Here is an 18,031-nt window from a genome sequence, read left to right as displayed (position 1 = left end):
AATGGTAGCAGGAACGGCTCTACGTGTCAGCGTTTCCCGGTGAGGAAGGTGAAAAGAAATGGACCGAGGAGCCCCCGTATTCCCGGATATCCTGCCGTTCCAGACCTCCCGGGCTCCCCGAGAGGGACTCCTCCGTGGGAAGATGGATCAGGATGCGGGTANCCTCCCGGACCAGACGCGACCGGGCGATCCGCAGGAGCAGGTCCTCCTTGTAGGGATAGGAGAAGGGGGGATCCAGATAGATGATATCGAAGGAGTGGGAGGTGCGCGCCACGTAGCGTTCCACCGGCTCCAGGCAGAGCCGGGGNGGCGAGGGCAGGTCGGCCAGGTTTTTCAGGATGATCTTCCGCTTGCCCCGGTCCTTCTCCACCAGCACCACGGGGCGAGCCCCCCGGGAATAGGCCTCGAGCCCCACCAGGCCCGAGCCGGAAAAGAGGTCCAGGAAGCTCGTGTCCTGGAGGGGCCCCAGAATGGAAAAGAGGGATTCCCTCATGCGGTCCATGGCCGGGCGAATGATGCCGGGGGGGCACAGGACCGTTCGTCCCCGCAGGGTTCCTCCGCTGATTCTCATGGGGTCTCCTTTTTGTGGCGGGTCTCTCCCGCAGGGGGAAGTTTCTCTTCCAGCTCTTCCAGCTCTTCCAGCTCTTGCAGCTTTTCCAGCTCTTCCCGAACGGCCTGGCGGGCCCGGGTCATGATCGCCATGTCCCTGCGGATATCGGCCAGGCGGAAGGCGAGAAAACCCGATTGATGAAGCCCTGGCGACTCACCGGGCAGGTCCCCGGGGCCCCGGATGCGCAGGTCTTCCTCGGCGATGACGAAGCCGTCGGTGCTGGTGTAGAGCACTTTCAGGCGCTGCCGGGCCTCCTCGGTCAGGGGTTCCTGATAGACCAGGATGCAGTAGGACCGGGCCGGACCCCGCCCGACCCGCCCCCGCAGCTGGTGAAGCGAGGCCAGCCCGAACCGTTCGGCCTGCTCGATCACCATGACCGTGGCGTTGGGGACGTCCACGCCCACCTCTACCACGCTGGTAGCTACCAGGGCTGCCAGCTCCCCCGAGGCAAAGCGCTCCATCCGGGTGGTGCGCTCTTCCTCGCTGAGCCGGGAGTGTACCAGACCTACCCGGTGAGGTGCCAGCTCCCGGGCCAGGCGCGCTTCCATGGCCGTGGCGTTTCGCAGGGTCCCCGGTTCGCCCTCACCCTCGCCGATGGCGGGGTAGACCAGGTAGGCCTGGTGGCCCGCGTCGAGCTGGCGCCTGAGAAAACGGTAGACCCGCTCCTCGTTGCCTATCCGGGCAAGGTGGGTCACCACGGGACTCCTCCCCGGGGGCAGGTGGTGGATCGTGCTGATCTCCATGTCGCCGAAGGCGGTCAGGGCCAGGGATCTGGGAATGGGGGTGGCGCTCATCATGAGCAGGTCCGGGTGGTCACCACGCCGGGCCAGGAGCTCCCGCTGGCGCACGCCGAAGCGGTGTTGCTCGTCGATGATGACCAGCCCCAGGGAGGAAAAGGTACAGGTTTCGCTCAGGAGCGCGTGCGTCCCCACGGCCAGATCTACCTCTCCCCGGGCAAGATCCTCCGTCAGGGCCTCCTTTTCGGCCTTCGCGAGTCCTCCCAGGACCAGCCGGACCGTGATCCCCGCCGGGGCAAGGAGGGNCCGGGCGGTTTTTTCGTGCTGCCGGGCCAGAAGCTCCGTGGGAACCATGAGGGCCACCTGGCGTCCCTGCTCCAGGGCGGCGCAGGCGGCCAGGAGCGCCACCAGGGTTTTGCCGCACCCCACGTCCCCCTGGAGGAGCCGCGCCATGGGCCAGGGGCGGCGCAGGTCCTGCCTGATCTCCTCCANGACCCGGGCCTGATCGGGGGTGAGCCGGTAGGGGAGGCCCTCCAGGACGGGTTCTGTCAGGGTTCGTTCGGGGGTTCCCCGGCGAACCTGCCGGGCGCGTCGCCGGGCCAGTGTTTCCAGGGCGAGTTCCTTCTGGAAAAGGAAGAGTTCGCCGAAGATCAGACGGTCCTGGCCCTGCCGGGCCTCTTCGAGGGTACGGGGCCGGTGTACCGCCTGGAGCGCTGCGGCGCAGGTCATCCCCCGGGCTCGCTGCCGGACACGATCGGGCAGGTCCTCTCCCAGCTCGGGAAGGGTCTGGGCCAGGGCCCCGGCCAGGGCCCTGCGGAGTACCGTCTGGGATATTCCTTCGGTGAGGGGGTAGACGGGGATGATCCCCGCCAGGGGCCTGTCGTGATGGTGGGGTTCGATCTCGAAGGAGCTGCTCTGGATCTCTCCCCGGCGGAGGGCAAAGTTCCCCCAGAGGCGCACCTCGGCGCCGGGCGGGGCCAGATCGGCCAGAAAGTTNCGNCCGAAGCAGACCAGGGCAGCGNCAGAGGTCTCGTCGTGGACGATGATTTTCAGGACCCGCTCGCGGCGGAAGGGGAAGTACTCGTGTTTGAGAACCCGCACCAGGACGAGACCCTCGCCTTTCCGGAGCGCCTCCGTGAGGGGGCTGAAGCGGGACCGGTCCTGGTAGGATCGGGGCAGGTGCAGGAGCAGATCCTCCAGGGTGGTGATGCCCAGGCGCTGCAGACGCTCTGCCCGGGAGCGACCGATCCCGGGGAGGGTCGTGAGCGCCCGGTTTCGCAGGGAGTCTCCCAGGGGGAGGGAATACACCTGGTTAGAAGGGGATTCGTCCGACCAGGGCCAGGATGAGCCTGATGCCGAACCGTCCTCCCACAAGAACCGCCAGGAGGACACCGCAGTAGATCAGCAGGGAGTCGCGGTAGTTGGTGAAGCGCCCCCGCAGGAAGGGGCGGACCACAACCTGCAGGACCGGGTTCAGGAGTTGCTCGATCACGAGCCAGAAGCGNCCNCCNCCCGCATCGAGGCCCGCCATGATGCCGGCCAGGCGAATCAGGCCCAGGATGAGAAAGATCGTGAAGAAGAAGGAGACCACCGACCAGACCGAGGAGATCATGACAACCAGGAGAAAGCTGACTCTCACCGCCCCGGTACGGGCGATCTCGGTGAGGATATTCTGGACGAATCCCAGGGCCAGAATTCCCACCACGGGGGAGAAATCGATCATGCCGAACCGGAGGGGTGTGTTCCGGCGGAACCAGTCCAGATAGGGGTCGGTGATGGAGGTGAGGAAGAGGTAGGCTCGTCCATAGTGAACACCGCGAAACCAGGTCATGATGATGCGCACAAAGATAGCCATCATGTACAGGGAGATCAGGCTGCTTGCCGCACGGGCGATGGGCTGTATCATACTTTCCATACCTCTCTTACCAGGGGGTGTTGTGCCAACTGGTCCAGGACATCCTTGCGCGACGATACCCGCAGCTGGGTGTTTACCCGGACCACCGATTCCGATTCAGGGGGGCCCAGATGGAGCAGGATCTCGGAGTTGCCTCCCAGGTCCTGCAGATCGCCCCGCAGATTGTACAGGGCCTCCTCGGTAAGGTCTTCGGGCAGAAGCCGAAGATGCACCGTTGAGGCGTCCTTCTCTTCCAGGTCTTCCAGGGGGATCAGCGATTCCAGTACGAGCTGGACCGAGTCCTTGCGCCGTTCCAGGCTTCCCCGGCACCCCACGACGCGGCGCGGTACCAGTTCCTCGCCGATCTCGGCGTAGACATCGGGGAAGACCACCACTTCTACCTCGCCATTGTAGTCTTCCAGGACGCCCATGGCCATACGGGAGCCCTTGCGCGTTACCACAACGCGGAGTTCCCGGAGGAACCCCGTGATCTGGAGGTTCTCCCCCAGTGTAGCAGATTTAAGCCGTCCCAGGTGAACCCCCGTGGTCTCTTTCCACCGTTCCCGGTAGTCGTCCAGGGGATGACCGGAGAAGTAGAAGCCCAGAAGCTCCCGTTCGTATTCCAGGCGTTCGGCGGCGCTCCAGGGGGGCTGTTCCTCGATCAGGAGCCGGTCCTCGCCGGTCTCTCCGGTGTCATCGAAGAGCGAGACCTGTCCCGCCAGGCGGTTTTCCCGGGTGTGGGAGGCCGCCTCCAGGAAGATATCCAGGTTGTGGAGCAGAGTGGGGCGGTTGTGGCCCAGATCGTCGAAGGCGCCGGCCTTTATCAGGGTTTCGATCACCTTCCGGTTCACCGTGCGGGTATCGATGCGCTCCAGAAAGTCCAGGAAACTCTGAAAGGCACCGCCCCCGGTGCGGGCCTCCAGAATCGCATCGACGGCGCCGGATCCCACGTTCTTTATCCCCACCAGGCCGAAGACGACCTGATCCTGGAGTACGCCGAAATATTTTTCGCTGGTATTGACGTTGGGCGGGCGCACCACGATTCCCAGGGTACGCGCCTCCTGGAGATAGTCGGCGAATTTGTCGGTGTCGTTGATCTCGTTGGTGAGGTTTGCCGCCAGGAACTCCACGGGGAAGTTGGCTTTCAGGTACGCCGTCTGGTAGGCCAGGAGGGAATAGGCCGCAGCGTGGGACTTGTTGAAGCCGTAACCGGCAAAGGGTTTCAGGAGTTCGAAGATCAGCGAGCCCTGCTCGCGGGTGTAGCCCTTTTCCTGGGCGCCCTGGAGGAACTCCTTTTCCATGAGGGCCATCTCGGATTCTTTCTTTTTTCCCATGGCGCGCCGGAGGATATCGGCCTTGCCCAGGCTGAANCCGCCCACGAGCTGGGCGATCTCCATGACCTGCTCCTGGTACACGATAACGCCGTAGGTCTCTTTCAGTACCTTCTCAAGGATCGGCAGCGGGTAGGTGATGGCGCTGCGGCCGTTCTTGGAGTCTACAAACTGGTCGATGTACTGCATGGGGCCGGGCCGGTAGAGGGCGTTCAGGGCGATCAGGTCCTCTATCCGGTTGGGTCGTGCCCGGCGGAGGATATCCTGCATCCCCGAGCTTTCGAACTGGAAGACCGCCTTGCTCAGCCCCTTGCCCAGAAGCGCGAAGGTGGGCTGGTCGTCCTCGGGGATCTCCGCCACCGAGAAGTCGGGGTTCCGGAGCTTGGCCAGGGCCTCGGTGTTCTTGATGAGNGTCAGGGTCTTGAGCCCCAGGAAGTCCATCTTTACCAGGCCGCATTCTTCCAGCTGGTCCATGGTGAACTGGGTGGAGATCGAGCCGGTACGGGGGTCCCGGTAGAGCGGAACGTATTCCACCAGGTCCTTCTCGCCGATAACGATCCCCGCTGCGTGGGTCGAGGCGTGACGGTGCAACCCCTCCAGGCGGCGGCTAACGTCGAGGAGTTCGGCGTAGACGGGGCCGCGCTGCGGGAGCGCGGCCAGTTCCGGCTCCTGTTCCAGGGCCTTGCTCAGGGTCATCTTGAGGTCCTGGGGTACGAGTTTGGCGATTCCGTCGGCCTCGTCGTAGGGCAGCCCCAGNACGCGGGCCACGTCGCGGATCACCGATTTTGTCTTGAGCGTCCCGAAGGTGATGATCTGGCCCACCTTCTCTCGGCCGTACTTGCGCGTGACGTAGTCGATCACCTCGCCGCGCCGCTCGAAGCAGAAGTCGATATCGAAGTCGGGCATGGAGACGCGCTCGGGGTTGAGGAAGCGCTCGAAGAGGAGGTTGTACTTCAGGGGATCCACGTCGGTGATCTGCAGGGCGTAGGCTACGATCGAACCCGCGCCGGACCCCCGGCCGGGACCCACGGGAATGGCGTTATTCCGGGCGAAGGCGATGAAGTCCCAGACGATGAGGAAGTACCCCGTGAAGCCCATGGAGATGATCGTTTCCAGCTCGTAGTCCGTGCGCCGAGTGATCTCGTCGGTTATGGAGGGGTAGCGCTGACGGACCCCCTCCCAGGTGATGTGGCGCAGATAATCGTCGCGGGAGGCGAACTCTTCGGGGATATCGTAGGAGGGGAAGCGCGGCCCCGGGAGCTCTATTTCCAGGTTGCACCGCCTGGCGATCAGGTCGGTGTTGGCGATCGCCTGGGGATAGTCCCGGAAGAGTTCTTCCATTTCCGGGCCCGATTTGAGGTAGAACTCCTGGGTGGAGAAGCTGAAGCGGTTCGTCTCGGCCTTTTTGCGGTTGCTGCCGATGCAGAGGAGGACGTCCTGGGCGTTGGCGTCTTCCCTGGTGAGGTAGTGGGTGTCGTTGGCTGCCACCAGGGGGAGGTCGAGTTTTTCCGAAAGCTGCGCAAGCATTCGGGTCAGGACCTTCTGCTCCGGGATCTTGTTGTCTGTCAGCTCCAGATAGACGTTTTCTCTCCCGTATACCGTGCAGTACCACTCCAGCAGTTTCTCTGCCTCGTCGGGGCGGTTTCCCAGAAGAAGTCGCGGGACTTCGCCGCCCAGGGCTCCCGTGAGGGCGATCAGCCCCGCGCTGTGACGTTCCATCACCTCGTGATCGATCCGGGGGCGGTAGTAGAACCCCTCCAGATAGCCGATGGAGGAGAGGTGGCGCAGGTTGCTGTACCCTTCCTGGTCCCGGGCCAGCAGGACGATCCGGCCGTTCCGGTTGGCTCCGTCCAGACCCGTTTTCCGGTGTCGCGAGCTGGGGGCTACGTAGAAATCGCAACCGATGAGGGGTTTTATTCCGGCAGCGCGGCATTCCTGATAAAACGAGAGCGCTCCAAAGAGGTTGCCGTCGTCGGTCAGGGCCAGGGCTGACATGCCCAGCTCTTTGGCCCGGGCTACCATTCCGGGGATGCTCGATGCTCCCTTGAGGAGAGAGAAGTCGGAGTGGTTATGGAGATGTACAAAGCCTGACACGGCGTCATGATAGCCCGAAGGTGAGGTCTCGCTCAACCTGCCCGTGCCGGGCCCGCAGATTTCCCCCGGGATTATCCCAGGCGGCGGAGGAACTGCTTCATGGTGCTGGCCGCACGCCACCGTTCCAGGTCGTCCATCTCGCGGGCGTAGGAGGGGTGATCCTTGAGAGCGCCCAGAAGGATGCGCTGGTCCCGCTCGGTCAGGGGGAGCTGGCGTCCCACGAGCTCGGCCTCGGCCTCACGCAGCCTGATCATGCGGGTTCCCCGGAGCAGAAGCCCGCAGTGGATCCCGGCCAGGCTCTTCTTGTCTGTCCGGGCTGTGGCGGCCACGGTCATGGAGGGGCCGTTCAGGGGGTAGGCGTTGCCGAACTGGTGGAGCATCCAGTGGGTGCGCTGTTTCAGGGGGATGCGTATGCGCGTGAGTATCTCGCCGGGGACGCGGTGAATCGCGTTGATCGGGCTCCACCGGGACGCTCCGGCCCTGCGGAGTTCTGCCCGGGCGTCCAGGAGCAGCAGGACCAGGGCAACGGGCAGGATCCCCTCGGGCAGCGAGAGGGCTCCCCCCAGGGTCGCCATGTTTCGCACCGGCGGGGGGCCCTGACGGTCCAGGGCCGCTATGAGCAGCTCCGGCAGATAGCGGTGTCCCGCTTCGCGCAGGCGTGCCACGGGGACAGCTGCCCCGATATCGACGCGGAGATCGCTCCGTACAACCCGTTTCAGTTCCGGCAGAGCCTGAAGCGAGAGAAGCGATGTGGCCTCGAGCCCCTTGTCCATCCACCAGGTCGCTCCCGCCCAGACGGGGAGGGTCGGTTCCTTGCGGAGAATCTGCAGGGCTTCGCTCAGGGAGGTTGGTACATGGACCCCGGGCAGGGAAGGGGGGGCGGTTTTGCCCGTTCGGCCGCTCATGGTGACACCCCCTTGTCTGACCTGCTCCGGGCGGCGTCTGCGGTCCCGCTCCTCCTGCCCGTACCCCGGGCCGGGTCCGCTGTGCGGGAGGAGGCCGATGGGCGATCGGTGCGTTTTCTTCCGTGGAGCCGTCCTGCCAGCCGGACGGCCCGCTCGAACTCGTCCCGTCCTGCGCAGCGGGTCACCAGGTATCTGCTGTAGGCCTGGATATCCAGATCCGAGGGGGTGCCCTTCTCGGAGATAATTTGATAGGCCAGCATGATCAGGCCGGGCAGGGCATCCTCGCANCGGGAGATCCCCACCTTGTCGAAGGCGCGCTGGATGTCGCGGAAGAGGGGCTTTCCGGCGATTCCTTCCAGGGTGGTCACCTCGGCGTGGTGAAGCCGGTAGGCGGGGAGGATGCAGGAGAGGACAGGCCGCTCACCCAGGAGTACGGCGCACCGGAGGCAGCTGCCGTTGTGGCACCGGCCCTCGCGGGCACCCGTTTCTGATATCAGGGCCCAGGCCGAGTCGGTGGGCGCGCAGTCCAGAGTCTTTTTCTGGCCGTTCAGGGTAAAGGTTATCTTCATGGTCTTACTCCTCCTGCTGGAGCATGCGCAGAATTTCCCGGGGTCGGGCGGGTATGCCGTCGAGGTAGAGGCCACTGGCCTGGGAGAGGGCGCTCACCAGCGCTGCCGGGACGGTGAGAAAGGGCAGTTCTCCCACCCCGACGGGGCTGTCTCTCTTTCCCCCGGGTACAAAGATCACCTTGATCCGCGGGGGGGCACCGAGAAACCCCGGTGTGTACTGTCGCTGGACCTCGGGATCTCCCAGAATTTCTGCTTCCTTGTTGGTCTGTCGGGAGCCCCGGTCCAGGGGCTCCTTCAGGGCCCAGCTCAGGGCCTGGTATATGCCCCGGCGGATCTCGGCCTCGGCGGCCTGGCGGTCCAGGATCGTTCCCCCGTAGACGGCCATGGTGACGGAACGTACGTCGATCTCCATCGTGGCCGGCACGAGGGTGGCCTCCACGGCGGCTCCTCCCAGGGAACGCAGGGCATCGCCGGGATAGCGTTTTGACCGGGAGGGCTTGATGGTTCGACGTACCAGAATGGGCAGGGGCTCCCGAAAGCGCTGCTTCTGTACCGCTTCGCAGGCCGACAGGAGGGTACGGGGTATGACCGAGGTTCCCCGGGAGAAGATTCTGGGACCCGATTCGTCCTGCTCTTCGTCGGGGTGTGTTTCCAGGGTAACCGCTTCCAGGGGAATCTGCAGTTCCTTTGCCACGATGGCCCTCCAGGCCTGGCGCAGCCGTGGTGTTGGGGTGGGGAGGGAGCAGAAGATCCGGGCCGATCCGTCCTGCTCCAGTTGAAGGGCTACGGCACCGCGCTCGCGCCCCGTGGTCATGCCGCTGATCTGTTCACCGAAGGCGCAGCCGATTCCCTTGAGGGAGGAGCTGTTCCGGTGGAGCTGGGATCGTCGTTTCCGCACCAGCTCGCAGGAGGCGTAGCGTCGGTAGAAATCGGACTGTTCCGCCACGGTCTCGGCCAGCTCCTGCAGGAGGGGCCATTCGGGGCGAAAGAGTTTTTTCCTCCAGACGATAGGGTCCTCCTGGGCGATCCCGGCCAGACGGTTGTAGTGCATTTCCCGGGCGAAACTTGCCTGGGCCGTGCCCACCCCCTCGAAGGCTCCCAGGGGAGGGTAGGCGGTCCTGATCGCCCGGGTGCTCACGCGCGGAAGGGGGGTCGAATAGAGCGCCCGGGTCGCCAGGTCCAGGCGGTTCCGGGTCTCATCGGTCAGGGTCGGATAGGCGCCACAATCGAGCTGGATGTCGATCTCGTTTCCCAGGATCTCGCCGGTGCTGTTCACGCGGCTCAGATAGCGGATCCTCGAGGGGCTGCGCCCCCCCGTGAGAGCGATCTGGTCGTTGCGCAGGGCGAGGCAGATGGGCGCTCCGGCGAGGCGGTGGGCCTGGACCGCCAGGCAGGCCAGAAGGCTGGGAAAAAAGAGCGCTCCGTCCCGGCCCCCCTCAACAGGCACGACCTCGAGGCTGATCCGGGAGAGGGGGATCTTCAGGGCCTGCGCAAGGGACTGTCGAACGTGTTCGGGCCACTGCGTGGGTATGCGCAGGTAGAGCTGGTTCTTTTTGGTGCGAGCTTCTGCCCAGAGGGGGGCGTCAAGACGGTGTTGTTGTTCACCCGTTTCGTAGAGGCCCTGAACCAGGTGGGTCTCCCGGGGTGCTTCTTCGGCGAGCCTTTCGGTCACAGCCTCGGCCACAGTCTCAGCTACAGGCTCGCCGCTGCTCCAGACCAGGCGGCTCTCGGTGGAGATGGACCGGTCCTGCTTCTGGGGAATCGATCGGGCAGCCCTGTCTGCGGACTTCCAGGAAGGGCCGATCGCAACGGCGATGATCTGGCCCGGATGCGCAGCCGCCGGGGGCAGGAGCGGGATCGCGTCGAAGGGGGGAGGCAGAAACTCCCGGGGAGAGCTGTTTTCGGGAGAGGAGCTGCTGCTCTCCAGGATAAGGCAGTCCGGGTGTTCCCGGGCAAACCCCTCGGGAGGGACGATCCGGTTACCCGCCCGGTTGGCGATAATCGGGCGGGCGCAAAGGTAATGACGCGGGGTTGTCACAGGAGAACCTCCTCCAGAACGGCGCAAACGCGGCGCTGCTCCTCCCCGGTGATATCCGGATAGAGGGGCAGACTGAGAATGCGCCCTGCCACCGCCTCGGTGCAGGGCAGTTCGAAACCGGCACCCTCGGGGGGGCAGAGGGCTGCCTCTTTCCAGAAGGGCATATGGTGGAGCGGTATGTAGTGGACCGAGGAGCCTATTCCCGCCCGGGCAAGATCTTCTATGAGAGCGTCCCGATCGCGACCGGGAGCAAGCTGCACCACAAAGAGATGCCAGGCGTGACCGGGCGCGTCGGGAGGTACCGTGAGTGCTCCTGCCCTGGCCAGTGGCTCCAGGAGCGGGTAGTACCGGGACGCTGCGGCGGCGCGGGCCCGGTGAAGTTCGTCGGCCCGGCCGAGCTGAACCCTGCCGATCGCAGCAGCTGTGTCGGGCATATTATACTTGAACCCCGGCGCGACCACCTGNTAGTACCAGGTGCCCCGGCTGTTCCGGTAGCGGTCCCAGGAGGGCCGGTCGATTCCGTGGGTCCGCATGATGCTCATGCGGGTCGCCCGCTCCTCATCGCCGGTGCAGACCATCCCTCCCTCGCCGGTGGTGATTGTCTTGTTGGCGTAAAAAGAGAAAACCCCGGCGTCCCCCAGGGTTCCTGCGTAGCCCCGGGGGGTGAGGGAGGGAAAGGCGTGGGCAGCGTCCTCGATCAGGGCAGCTCCGTGTTTCCGGGCCACCTCGGTCAGGGCGTCCATGTCGCAGACGGCACCGGCCAGATGAACGGGGACGATGGCACTCACCCGTTGCCCCCGGCGCCGGAGGGCTTCGGCCAGCTGGTCTGTTTTCAGGGGATCCAGGAGCAGGGTCTCGGGGTCGATGTCCGCAAAGGCCACGGCAGCTCCCAGATAGTGAGCCACCTCGGCGGTGGCGGTGAAGGTAAGGCTCGGGACGATCACCACTGTGCCGGGGGAGACCCCCCAGGCTTCCAGGGCCAGGTGCAGCCCCGCCGTGGCGCTGTTCACCGCCAGGGCCCGGGGGGCGCCGGTCCGGAGGGCGAACTCCTTCTCAAAGGCCAGCGCCTCCGCCCCCGTGGTGAGCCAGCCGCTCTGCAGAACCCGCGTGACCGCGTCTATCTCTTCCTGGCCAATCGAGGGTCTCGAAAAGGGAACGTCCCGCACCGGTTTTTCTCCTTGGTAGTCAGTTTGTCACTCAGTGTACTCGCAGTGTGATCGCAGCGTACTCGCCCGGACACGGGTGGCGGTCAGCTCCTGTGATCACCAACTGGCGGGGTTACCGCCTGTCCCCGGGCTGGCATGACCACTGTCTGGCCCCAGACCGGTGTGATCAGTATTGGGGCTCCTCGGGAGCCTGACGCAGCTCAGGGAAGACCTCCCTGAGTATACTGCGAAGCCTCCAGCGGTTACGATACTCGGAAGGCCGGCTTTGGTCAAAGAAGCACACCGGTTTCAGCGCCGCCAGGAGTTCCTCCAGATCCGGTACCAGGGAAANTCGTCCCTCAACCCGGTGAATCCGCTCCCGGGGTTCCCCCCGGGGAACCTCGTGGGGAGCAAAGAGCGATTCCTCGAGCTTCTCCCCTGGCCGTAGTCCGATCTCCCGAATCGGGATATCCCTGCCGGGTTCGTAGCCGTAAAAGCGGATGAGCTGCTCTGCCAGATCGCGGATATTTATGGGATCCCCCATGTCGAGCACGTGAAGAGCCCCCGGCGTGCCAACCCCTCCCGTCTTGAGAACCAGCGAGACCGCTTCGGGGATCGTCATGAAGAACCGGGTTGCCCGGGGATCGGTTATTGTCACGGGCCCGCCCGTCTCGATCTGTCGCCGGAAGAGGGGCAGGATGCTTCCCCGGGAAGCCAGAACGTTGCCAAAGCGAACCACCAGGGACGAAGAGGGGCCGCTCCCGGAGAGCATGATCTCCTCGGCCAGACTCTTGCTGGCCCCGTAGACACAGGTGGGGTTCACGGCCTTGTCCGTGGAGATCAACACCACCCGGCTGACACCGTTGCGGTGGGCCGCCTCCAGGAGATTTCGGGTGCCAAAGACGTTGTTCTGGATCGCCGCTACGGGGTTGGCCTCCATGAGAGGCACGTGTTTGTAGGCCGCTGCGTGGAAGATCACATCGGCCTTGAGGCGGCCCAGAAGAAAGTTCAGATAGGTCTGGTCCGTGAGTTCGCCGATGACGGGAACGATGGTGGCGCTCTCTCCCACGCCCTCGCTCTGGAGCAGACGCAGCTCGGCGTCGATCTCGTAAATGCTGTTCTCACCGTGGCCCAGCAGGTAGAGCCGCTCGGCGCCACCGAAGAGGAGCTGTCGCGCCAGTTCGCTGCCGATACTCCCTCCCGCCCCGGTGATCAGGACCCGGCGGCCCCGAAGGTAGGAGAGGGCCTCGCGGAGGTTGATATTCACCGGGGTTCGTCCGAGCAGATCCTGGGGATCGATCTCGCGGGTCTGGATCACGTGCGCCTCGTCCCCCGTGATCTGGGAGACCGTGGGCAGTATCCGGATGCGGAGAAACCGGGCGTCCCGGAGGGTCTGGTAGAGCCCCCGCAGGGTCTCCCGGGAGGCGCTGGGAATCGCGATCAGAGCCTCGTCGGCGGGGGTCTTCTCGATGAGCGGGGCCGCCTGGGCGATGGGACCCAGTACGGGAACCCCGGCGATGGAGGTGCCGATCTTTTCCGGATCGTCGTCGAGGAAGGCCACAACGCGGCCGAAGATCTCTTTTCGGGCGATCTCCCGGGCAATTTGCTGGCCCGCAAAGCCGGCTCCGATCACACAGATTCTGGTGGTGCTCATTCTGGTAGTGCTCATAACGACTCCCTCGTGGCAGGCTCCCTCGTGGCAGACTCCCTCGTGGCAGACTCCCTGGTAGAAGAGGACCGCCCCTGCTCCGGGTCGGGGGTCCTGGACAAATCAGAGGTATGCGGTGGAGGATTGGGGGATTTTTCCATGACCTGGAAGGCCAGATCGATAAGAAAGGCCGTCTCGTAGAGATCGAGCTGGACCTTGGCCCTGCCCTTTCGCCTGTCAACCTTGACGATCTGCCCCTCCAGCCCCTGGAGCGGCCCCTCCTTCACGACGATCCGGCTGTTCTCGTCGAAACGTACCGTGGACTCCTTCAGAACCTCNCCAAAGGAGAGAAGATGTCGTACGAGCCGGAGTTCCTGCTCTCCCAGGGGGGTGAGGGCGTGATTTTCCGGAAGAAACCGGATAAATCCCGTGGACCTGCGCAGAAGATGGTAGAGCGNGGGAGTCACCTCGGGAGCCTCGAGAAAGAGATACCCCGGAAAGATCGGCCGAATTGTGGATATCCTCTTTCCCTTGCGGCGAATGACGAGCTTGCGCCGGGGCCACCGGAGGTGGAAGGGGGGAATCTCCGGACCTCCCCTGCCGGCCAGGGGAACCTGCTTTTCTACGCGCTGGATGAATCGTTGTTCTTCCCCGGTCAGTACCTGGATGGCATAATATAATTCAGATGTCACGGTGTCTGAGAAAATAGCACGGTCCAGGGGGAATTCGCAACTGGAGTCGCCCGTCTCTAAAGCCCTCCCCGCAGGTGCCGATGATTCCTTACAGAGGTGATGTGGAGATGAGTACGCGACGGATTTTCTTTCTCTCGATAACTGCCGCCATACTGGCCTTGCCCGTGGTCGCCCAGAGTGGTCGGGACGGGCTGGCGGTAGTCGGAAGATACGGTGAGTTTCCGCCGGAAGGACTCTTTGCAGGGGCCAACGCCTATCCTCTCAANTCCATGGTGGACGTCACCAACGAGATAACGGGTGAATCCGTGCGGGTCGTGGTGGTATCCCGCGTGGACGAGCCGGGAATCTTCATGCTCCTCTCGGACGATGCCGCCCGGGCTCTGGGAATCCGGCGTGGCGAGAGCACCTCCGTCTCGGCCCGGCCCGTGAGGCTTCCCGGGTTGACCGCCGTGGACCCCAACCTGGATCTTCCCTTCCACCCCGATCCCGACATCAACCCGGCGGCCGGGCTGGGCGACCCCAATAGAGCCCTTCGGGGCGACCTTCCCCGCAGGGACGACCCCGATCCCCGGCCCGAGATCGCCCTGGTGTCCCCGGAAGAGCCTCGGGCCGACGATCCCNTCACGGCAGATCCCGCACCGGAGCCCCGGGAAGAGCCCCCGCAGGAGCCTCCTCAGGTGGACCTTCCTCCCCGGGATATTCCCGGCACGCCCCCCGGGGCCCCCCCGGGACCCGAGATATACAGCGTCCTTCCCGAGATTGTTCTGCCCCCGGAAGAGGTTTCGGACCCGCCCGTGCTGGATAGGCCCCTGATTCCGGGGCGTCCTCCCCGACGGGCTCCCTTGGGCGTGGTTCTGGCCCTCCCCGAAATTCCCCGGGAGGAACCTTCCCCGGAGACCCAACCCCTTCGGGTCGAGGTTGCCGATTCCCTGGATGGTGAAGATCCGCTGAGAGCGCGAATTCTGGAAATAGACCGGGCCCTGGGGGATGACATGCCCCTGATGGTGGCCCTTCCCGAGAAGGAGCGCCCCCACAAGGAGCTCCCCGCCGAGCCCCGGGAAGAGGTGGCCACACCCGATCTGCTGATACCTCCCCGCGATCTCCCCTCCCCGGCGGTGGCGGTCGCCTTGCCCCTGGCAGAGCCCCCTGGGGAGAGCGAAGACCCCGTCCTGGTGGCAGAGCCCGAGGATGCCGGGGAACCTGACCCCGAGGATGTGCCGGAGATCGCCGCCGTGGAAGAACTCCCCCCCGAAGAACCGGAGTTGCCCGAGCTGGTTCAGCCCCGGGAGGAGGAAGGGCTTCCCCTTTCGCCCGACGCGGTGATAACCCTGGAACCGGCCGAGTTCCGGAGCCCCGACTACGTGCCCGAGTCCGAGCCGGAACAAGATCCGATTCCTCCGGGTCTTGTGGCGGCCCTGGATCAGGAGTTCCCGAAGGCAGAGATCTTTCCCGAAGCAGAGCCTGAAGCGGCTCCCGGTGAGCTGCCCCTGGTCGATCGTCTTCAGAGCGGCGCCCACTACGTCCAGGTGGCTGCCATGAAAGAGGCCGAGAGCGCCCTCCGGGCCGTGCGAATNCTCCNNATTCCCGGAGAGGAACTGCCCCTGGCGGTCACCTTCCAGGATAACGGCGCGCGCCCGGGGGTCTATCGGNTTTTTGTGGGGCCTCTCTCGGTGGATGAGCGGGGAACGGTGCTTCAGCAGGTTCGGGGGCAGGGGTTCCGCGATGCCTTCCTGCGGCACACCACAGCGCAACCCTAGACCTCACAGCGCAGCCCCGCCCAACCAGACGGCGGGCTCCGAGTTCCGCTCCCCATCGAGGGACGCAGTATAGAAAACCTGGCCAGCCCTGGGGAACACGCCCCGGGGCTGGAGGCGATCTGCCGTTTCTAGAAGAGCGCCGCGATCTGCCTGCGGTATTTTTCGGTGATCACGTTCCGACGCATCTTCAGGGTCTGGGTCAGTTCGGTGCCCACCTCAAAAGGCCGGGCCAGNAGATGGATGCGGAAGACCTGCTCAAAGCTCTTGAACCCGGTCTTGCTGTTGACCCGCTCCTGCACCTGCTGGCTCAGATAGGCNCGGATCGCCTCGTTTTCCAGAAGTTCCTCCTGCTCCACGTGGGCGATCCCCAGATCCCGGGCGAGCTGTTGCAACANNTCCTCGTTTGGGACAACCAGTGCCCCCAGAAACTTCTGGTCCTGTCCCACCACCATCACCTGATCGATGTATTCCGACTGGAGAATCGCCTCTTCTATTGGCTGGGGCTCCACGTTCTCGCCCCCCAAGAGGACGATCGTCTCCTTGGAGCGCCCCACAATCCTGAAATCCCCGGTATGGGTGAAGATCACCAGGTCCCCCGTGTTCAGCCAGCCATCCTGGAGCACCTCGGCGGTGAGCTCGGGTTTCTTGTAGTAGCCCAGCATCACCTGGGGACTCTTCACATGGAGCTCTCCCTTGGATCCCGGGCCAACCTCGTGGCCCTTCTCGTCGATCACGCGATACTCGATATCGGGAAGCAGGGGCCCCACCGTCCCGGGGACGGGGTTTTTCTGGAGGCGNACCGAGAGAACAGGCCCCGTTTCGGTAAGGCCGTAGCCCTCGAGAACGGTGATCCCCACGGCCCGGAAAAACTGATCCACGTGAGGTGGCAGCGCCCCCCCTCCGGCGACACCGGCCACAAAGCGGCCCCCCAGGCGCTGGCGGATCTTGCGAAAAACCAGAAGATCACCCAGAAACCAGAAGGGGGTAAGAACGACCAGNGGAACCAGGGCGACCAGGGAGTCCACGATCCGCGAACGCCGCTGGAACTGGGGCAACCGCCCCCGGACGGCGTTGTAGGCGCCGGAGTGCATCTCGCTCACCCCCAGAAAGAAATGGAACATCGCCTGCCGGAGCGGGCTCTGGGTACTCACATTCCGGAGCACCGCCGAGCGGATCCCCTCCCAGATCCTGGGAACCGAGGTCATCCAGGCCGGACGGAGGCGCGCCATATCGGCCAGCATGATCTTTCCGATCGGCTTGGAATAGGCCAGACTCGCACCGTAGTTCAGACAGATATATTCGATTGCCCGCTCGAAGGAATGCCAGATAGGCAGAACGGTCATAAAAATATCGTGGGGCTTCAGGAAAAGAATATCCACGATCCGGTCCATCTGGAAGAGGAAGGACCGGTGGGTGAGCATCACTCCCTTGGGTTCNCCCGTGGTGCCCGAGGTGTACAGAAGGGTGGCAAGGTCATCGGAATCNCCCGCATCGACCTCGGCCTCGATCTCCTGGCGACCTTCCGGGCCCGCCGCCTCCCCCCGNTCAAGAACGTCCTGCCAGGCGATGATCGTGATTCCCGGGGGCGAGGGACGGTCCCCGGGGNTCTGGTAGTCGTCAAAGAGAACGATCGTCTTCAGCAGGGGAAGATCGGCCTGGCGGGAGAGAATTTTCTCGCACTGGGCCGGGTCCTCGGCGACCGCTATCTTGCAGTCGGCGTGGTGCAGAATGTAGCCGACCTCGTCGGCCGTGGAGTCGGAACCCCGGGGCACATCGGCAGCCCCCAGGGAGAGGATCGCCANGTCCGTAAAGAGCCATTCCCGGCGGTTGTGGCTGATGATCCCCACGTGGTCGCCCCGGGAGACCCCCAGATCGCGGAAGCCCCAGGCCAGAGCCGTGACCAGTCGCCACATCTCGCCGAAGGAGGTGGGATGAAAAACGTTCTCGCTGTCCTTTGTCCAGCTGAAGGGGCGCTGGGCGTGTTGCTGCGACCGCTCGCGCAGGCGTTTCGGAATTGTTTCGTTGGGTTTCATGACGACGGCGCATCCCCTACCAGGCACATCCACTCGGCCTCACAGGCCACCTCGCCCCCCACGGTGGCCACGCCGGACTGGCGGAGCATTCGCGGGCTGATCCGCTGGTTGGTAACGGTCATGCGAACGGTCTCGCCGGGCCGGACCTGGCGGCGGAACTTGACGCTCTGAATCGAGGCAAGAAAAAAGAGTTTCTCCCCCAGAACCCCCAGCTGACGCACCCCTGCGCCGCCGCACTGGGCCATGCTCTCCACCAGCACAACCCCCGGGACCACGGGGTACTCGGGAAAGTGACCGGCAAAAAAGGGCCTTTCGGGATCGAAGGTAACGGTTCCGACCGTCTCTTTCTCCGAGACCTCCTCGAGGGTGTCTACAAAGAGGAACGGATCTCTATGGGGGATCAGTTCGGTAATATTCATGGGTGCTCCTTCTGACTAGGTTCGGGCTGGCGCGACGTCCCCGGGGGCCGTCGCAGCGACCACTCCCCAACAGTATGCCACCTCTGGAATTAACAGACAATCGCGGAAAGGAAATTCCCGGGAAGAGATTTGCCCCGAAGGCGCACTTATGGGGGAGAT

General features: G+C 64.5%; 12 protein-coding genes. All 12 read right to left on the bottom strand.

Annotated features, from left to right (window positions below; genetic code table 11):
- Nucleotides 1–19: 19 nt before the first annotated feature.
- On the bottom strand, nucleotides 20–571 hold the full coding sequence (gene rsmD / locus B071_RS0104460; RefSeq protein WP_018525907.1) for a 16S rRNA (guanine(966)-N(2))-methyltransferase RsmD: 552 nt from the start codon (nucleotides 569–571) through the stop codon (nucleotides 20–22).
- Nucleotides 568–2,655: an ATP-dependent DNA helicase RecG gene (recG, locus tag B071_RS15925; RefSeq protein ID WP_018525906.1), complete on the bottom strand. Its 2,088-nt coding sequence runs from the start codon at nucleotides 2,653–2,655 to the stop codon at nucleotides 568–570. The genes rsmD and recG overlap by 4 nt, the downstream gene beginning before the upstream one ends.
- Before the next feature lie 4 nt (nucleotides 2,656–2,659).
- Entirely contained in the window at nucleotides 2,660–3,253 is a 594-nt protein-coding gene (locus tag B071_RS0104450; protein WP_018525905.1) for a YggT family protein, read from the bottom strand.
- On the bottom strand, nucleotides 3,250–6,666 hold the full coding sequence (gene dnaE, locus B071_RS0104445) for a DNA polymerase III subunit alpha (protein WP_026244976.1): 3,417 nt from the start codon (nucleotides 6,664–6,666) through the stop codon (nucleotides 3,250–3,252). Before dnaE ends, B071_RS0104450 begins: the two co-directional genes overlap by 4 nt.
- Before the next feature lie 71 nt (nucleotides 6,667–6,737).
- Nucleotides 6,738–7,571, bottom strand: a complete 834-nt coding sequence (locus B071_RS0104440) for an FAD binding domain-containing protein (protein ID WP_018525903.1) — start codon at nucleotides 7,569–7,571, stop codon at nucleotides 6,738–6,740.
- On the bottom strand, nucleotides 7,568–8,140 hold the full coding sequence (locus B071_RS20235; protein ID WP_018525902.1) for a (2Fe-2S)-binding protein: 573 nt from the start codon (nucleotides 8,138–8,140) through the stop codon (nucleotides 7,568–7,570). Before B071_RS20235 ends, B071_RS0104440 begins: the two co-directional genes overlap by 4 nt.
- Before the next feature lie 4 nt (nucleotides 8,141–8,144).
- Nucleotides 8,145–10,178 (bottom strand): xanthine dehydrogenase family protein molybdopterin-binding subunit, encoded by a 2,034-nt coding sequence (locus tag B071_RS0104430; RefSeq protein WP_018525901.1) that lies wholly within the window; start codon nucleotides 10,176–10,178, stop codon nucleotides 8,145–8,147.
- Complete coding sequence (locus B071_RS0104425; RefSeq protein ID WP_018525900.1) at nucleotides 10,175–11,344, bottom strand: DegT/DnrJ/EryC1/StrS family aminotransferase; 1,170 nt, start codon at nucleotides 11,342–11,344, stop codon at nucleotides 10,175–10,177. The genes B071_RS0104430 and B071_RS0104425 overlap by 4 nt, the downstream gene beginning before the upstream one ends.
- A 166-nt stretch (nucleotides 11,345–11,510) precedes the next feature.
- Entirely contained in the window at nucleotides 11,511–12,977 is a 1,467-nt protein-coding gene (locus tag B071_RS0104420; RefSeq protein ID WP_018525899.1) for a polysaccharide biosynthesis protein, read from the bottom strand.
- Nucleotides 12,978–12,988: 11 nt separating this feature from the next.
- Nucleotides 12,989–13,663 (bottom strand): antiterminator LoaP, encoded by a 675-nt coding sequence (gene loaP / locus B071_RS15920; RefSeq protein ID WP_018525898.1) that lies wholly within the window; start codon nucleotides 13,661–13,663, stop codon nucleotides 12,989–12,991.
- 1,885 nt (nucleotides 13,664–15,548) lie between these two features.
- Nucleotides 15,549–17,453: an AMP-dependent synthetase/ligase gene (locus B071_RS0104405; protein ID WP_018525896.1), complete on the bottom strand. Its 1,905-nt coding sequence runs from the start codon at nucleotides 17,451–17,453 to the stop codon at nucleotides 15,549–15,551.
- A complete protein-coding gene (gene fabZ / locus B071_RS0104400; protein WP_018525895.1) occupies nucleotides 17,450–17,872 on the bottom strand; it encodes a 3-hydroxyacyl-ACP dehydratase FabZ in 423 nt (140 codons plus the stop codon). The genes B071_RS0104405 and fabZ overlap by 4 nt, the downstream gene beginning before the upstream one ends.
- Between the last annotated feature and the right edge of the window lie 159 nt (nucleotides 17,873–18,031).

It is taken from the genome of Alkalispirochaeta alkalica DSM 8900, assembly GCF_000373545.1.
GTDB classification, from domain to species: domain Bacteria; phylum Spirochaetota; class Spirochaetia; order DSM-27196; family Alkalispirochaetaceae; genus Alkalispirochaeta; species Alkalispirochaeta alkalica.
This window is presented reverse-complemented; position numbering and strand designations above follow the sequence as displayed.

Bases quoted from the DNA above. Each gene is read 5' to 3' on its own strand.
- fabZ (WP_018525895.1), bottom strand. From the start codon at position 17,872: ATGAATATTACCGAACTGATCCCCCATAGAGATCCGTTCCTCTTTGTA.
- B071_RS0104440 (WP_018525903.1), bottom strand. From the start codon at position 7,571: ATGAGCGGCCGAACGGGCAAAACCGCCCCCCCTTCCCTGCCCGGGGTC.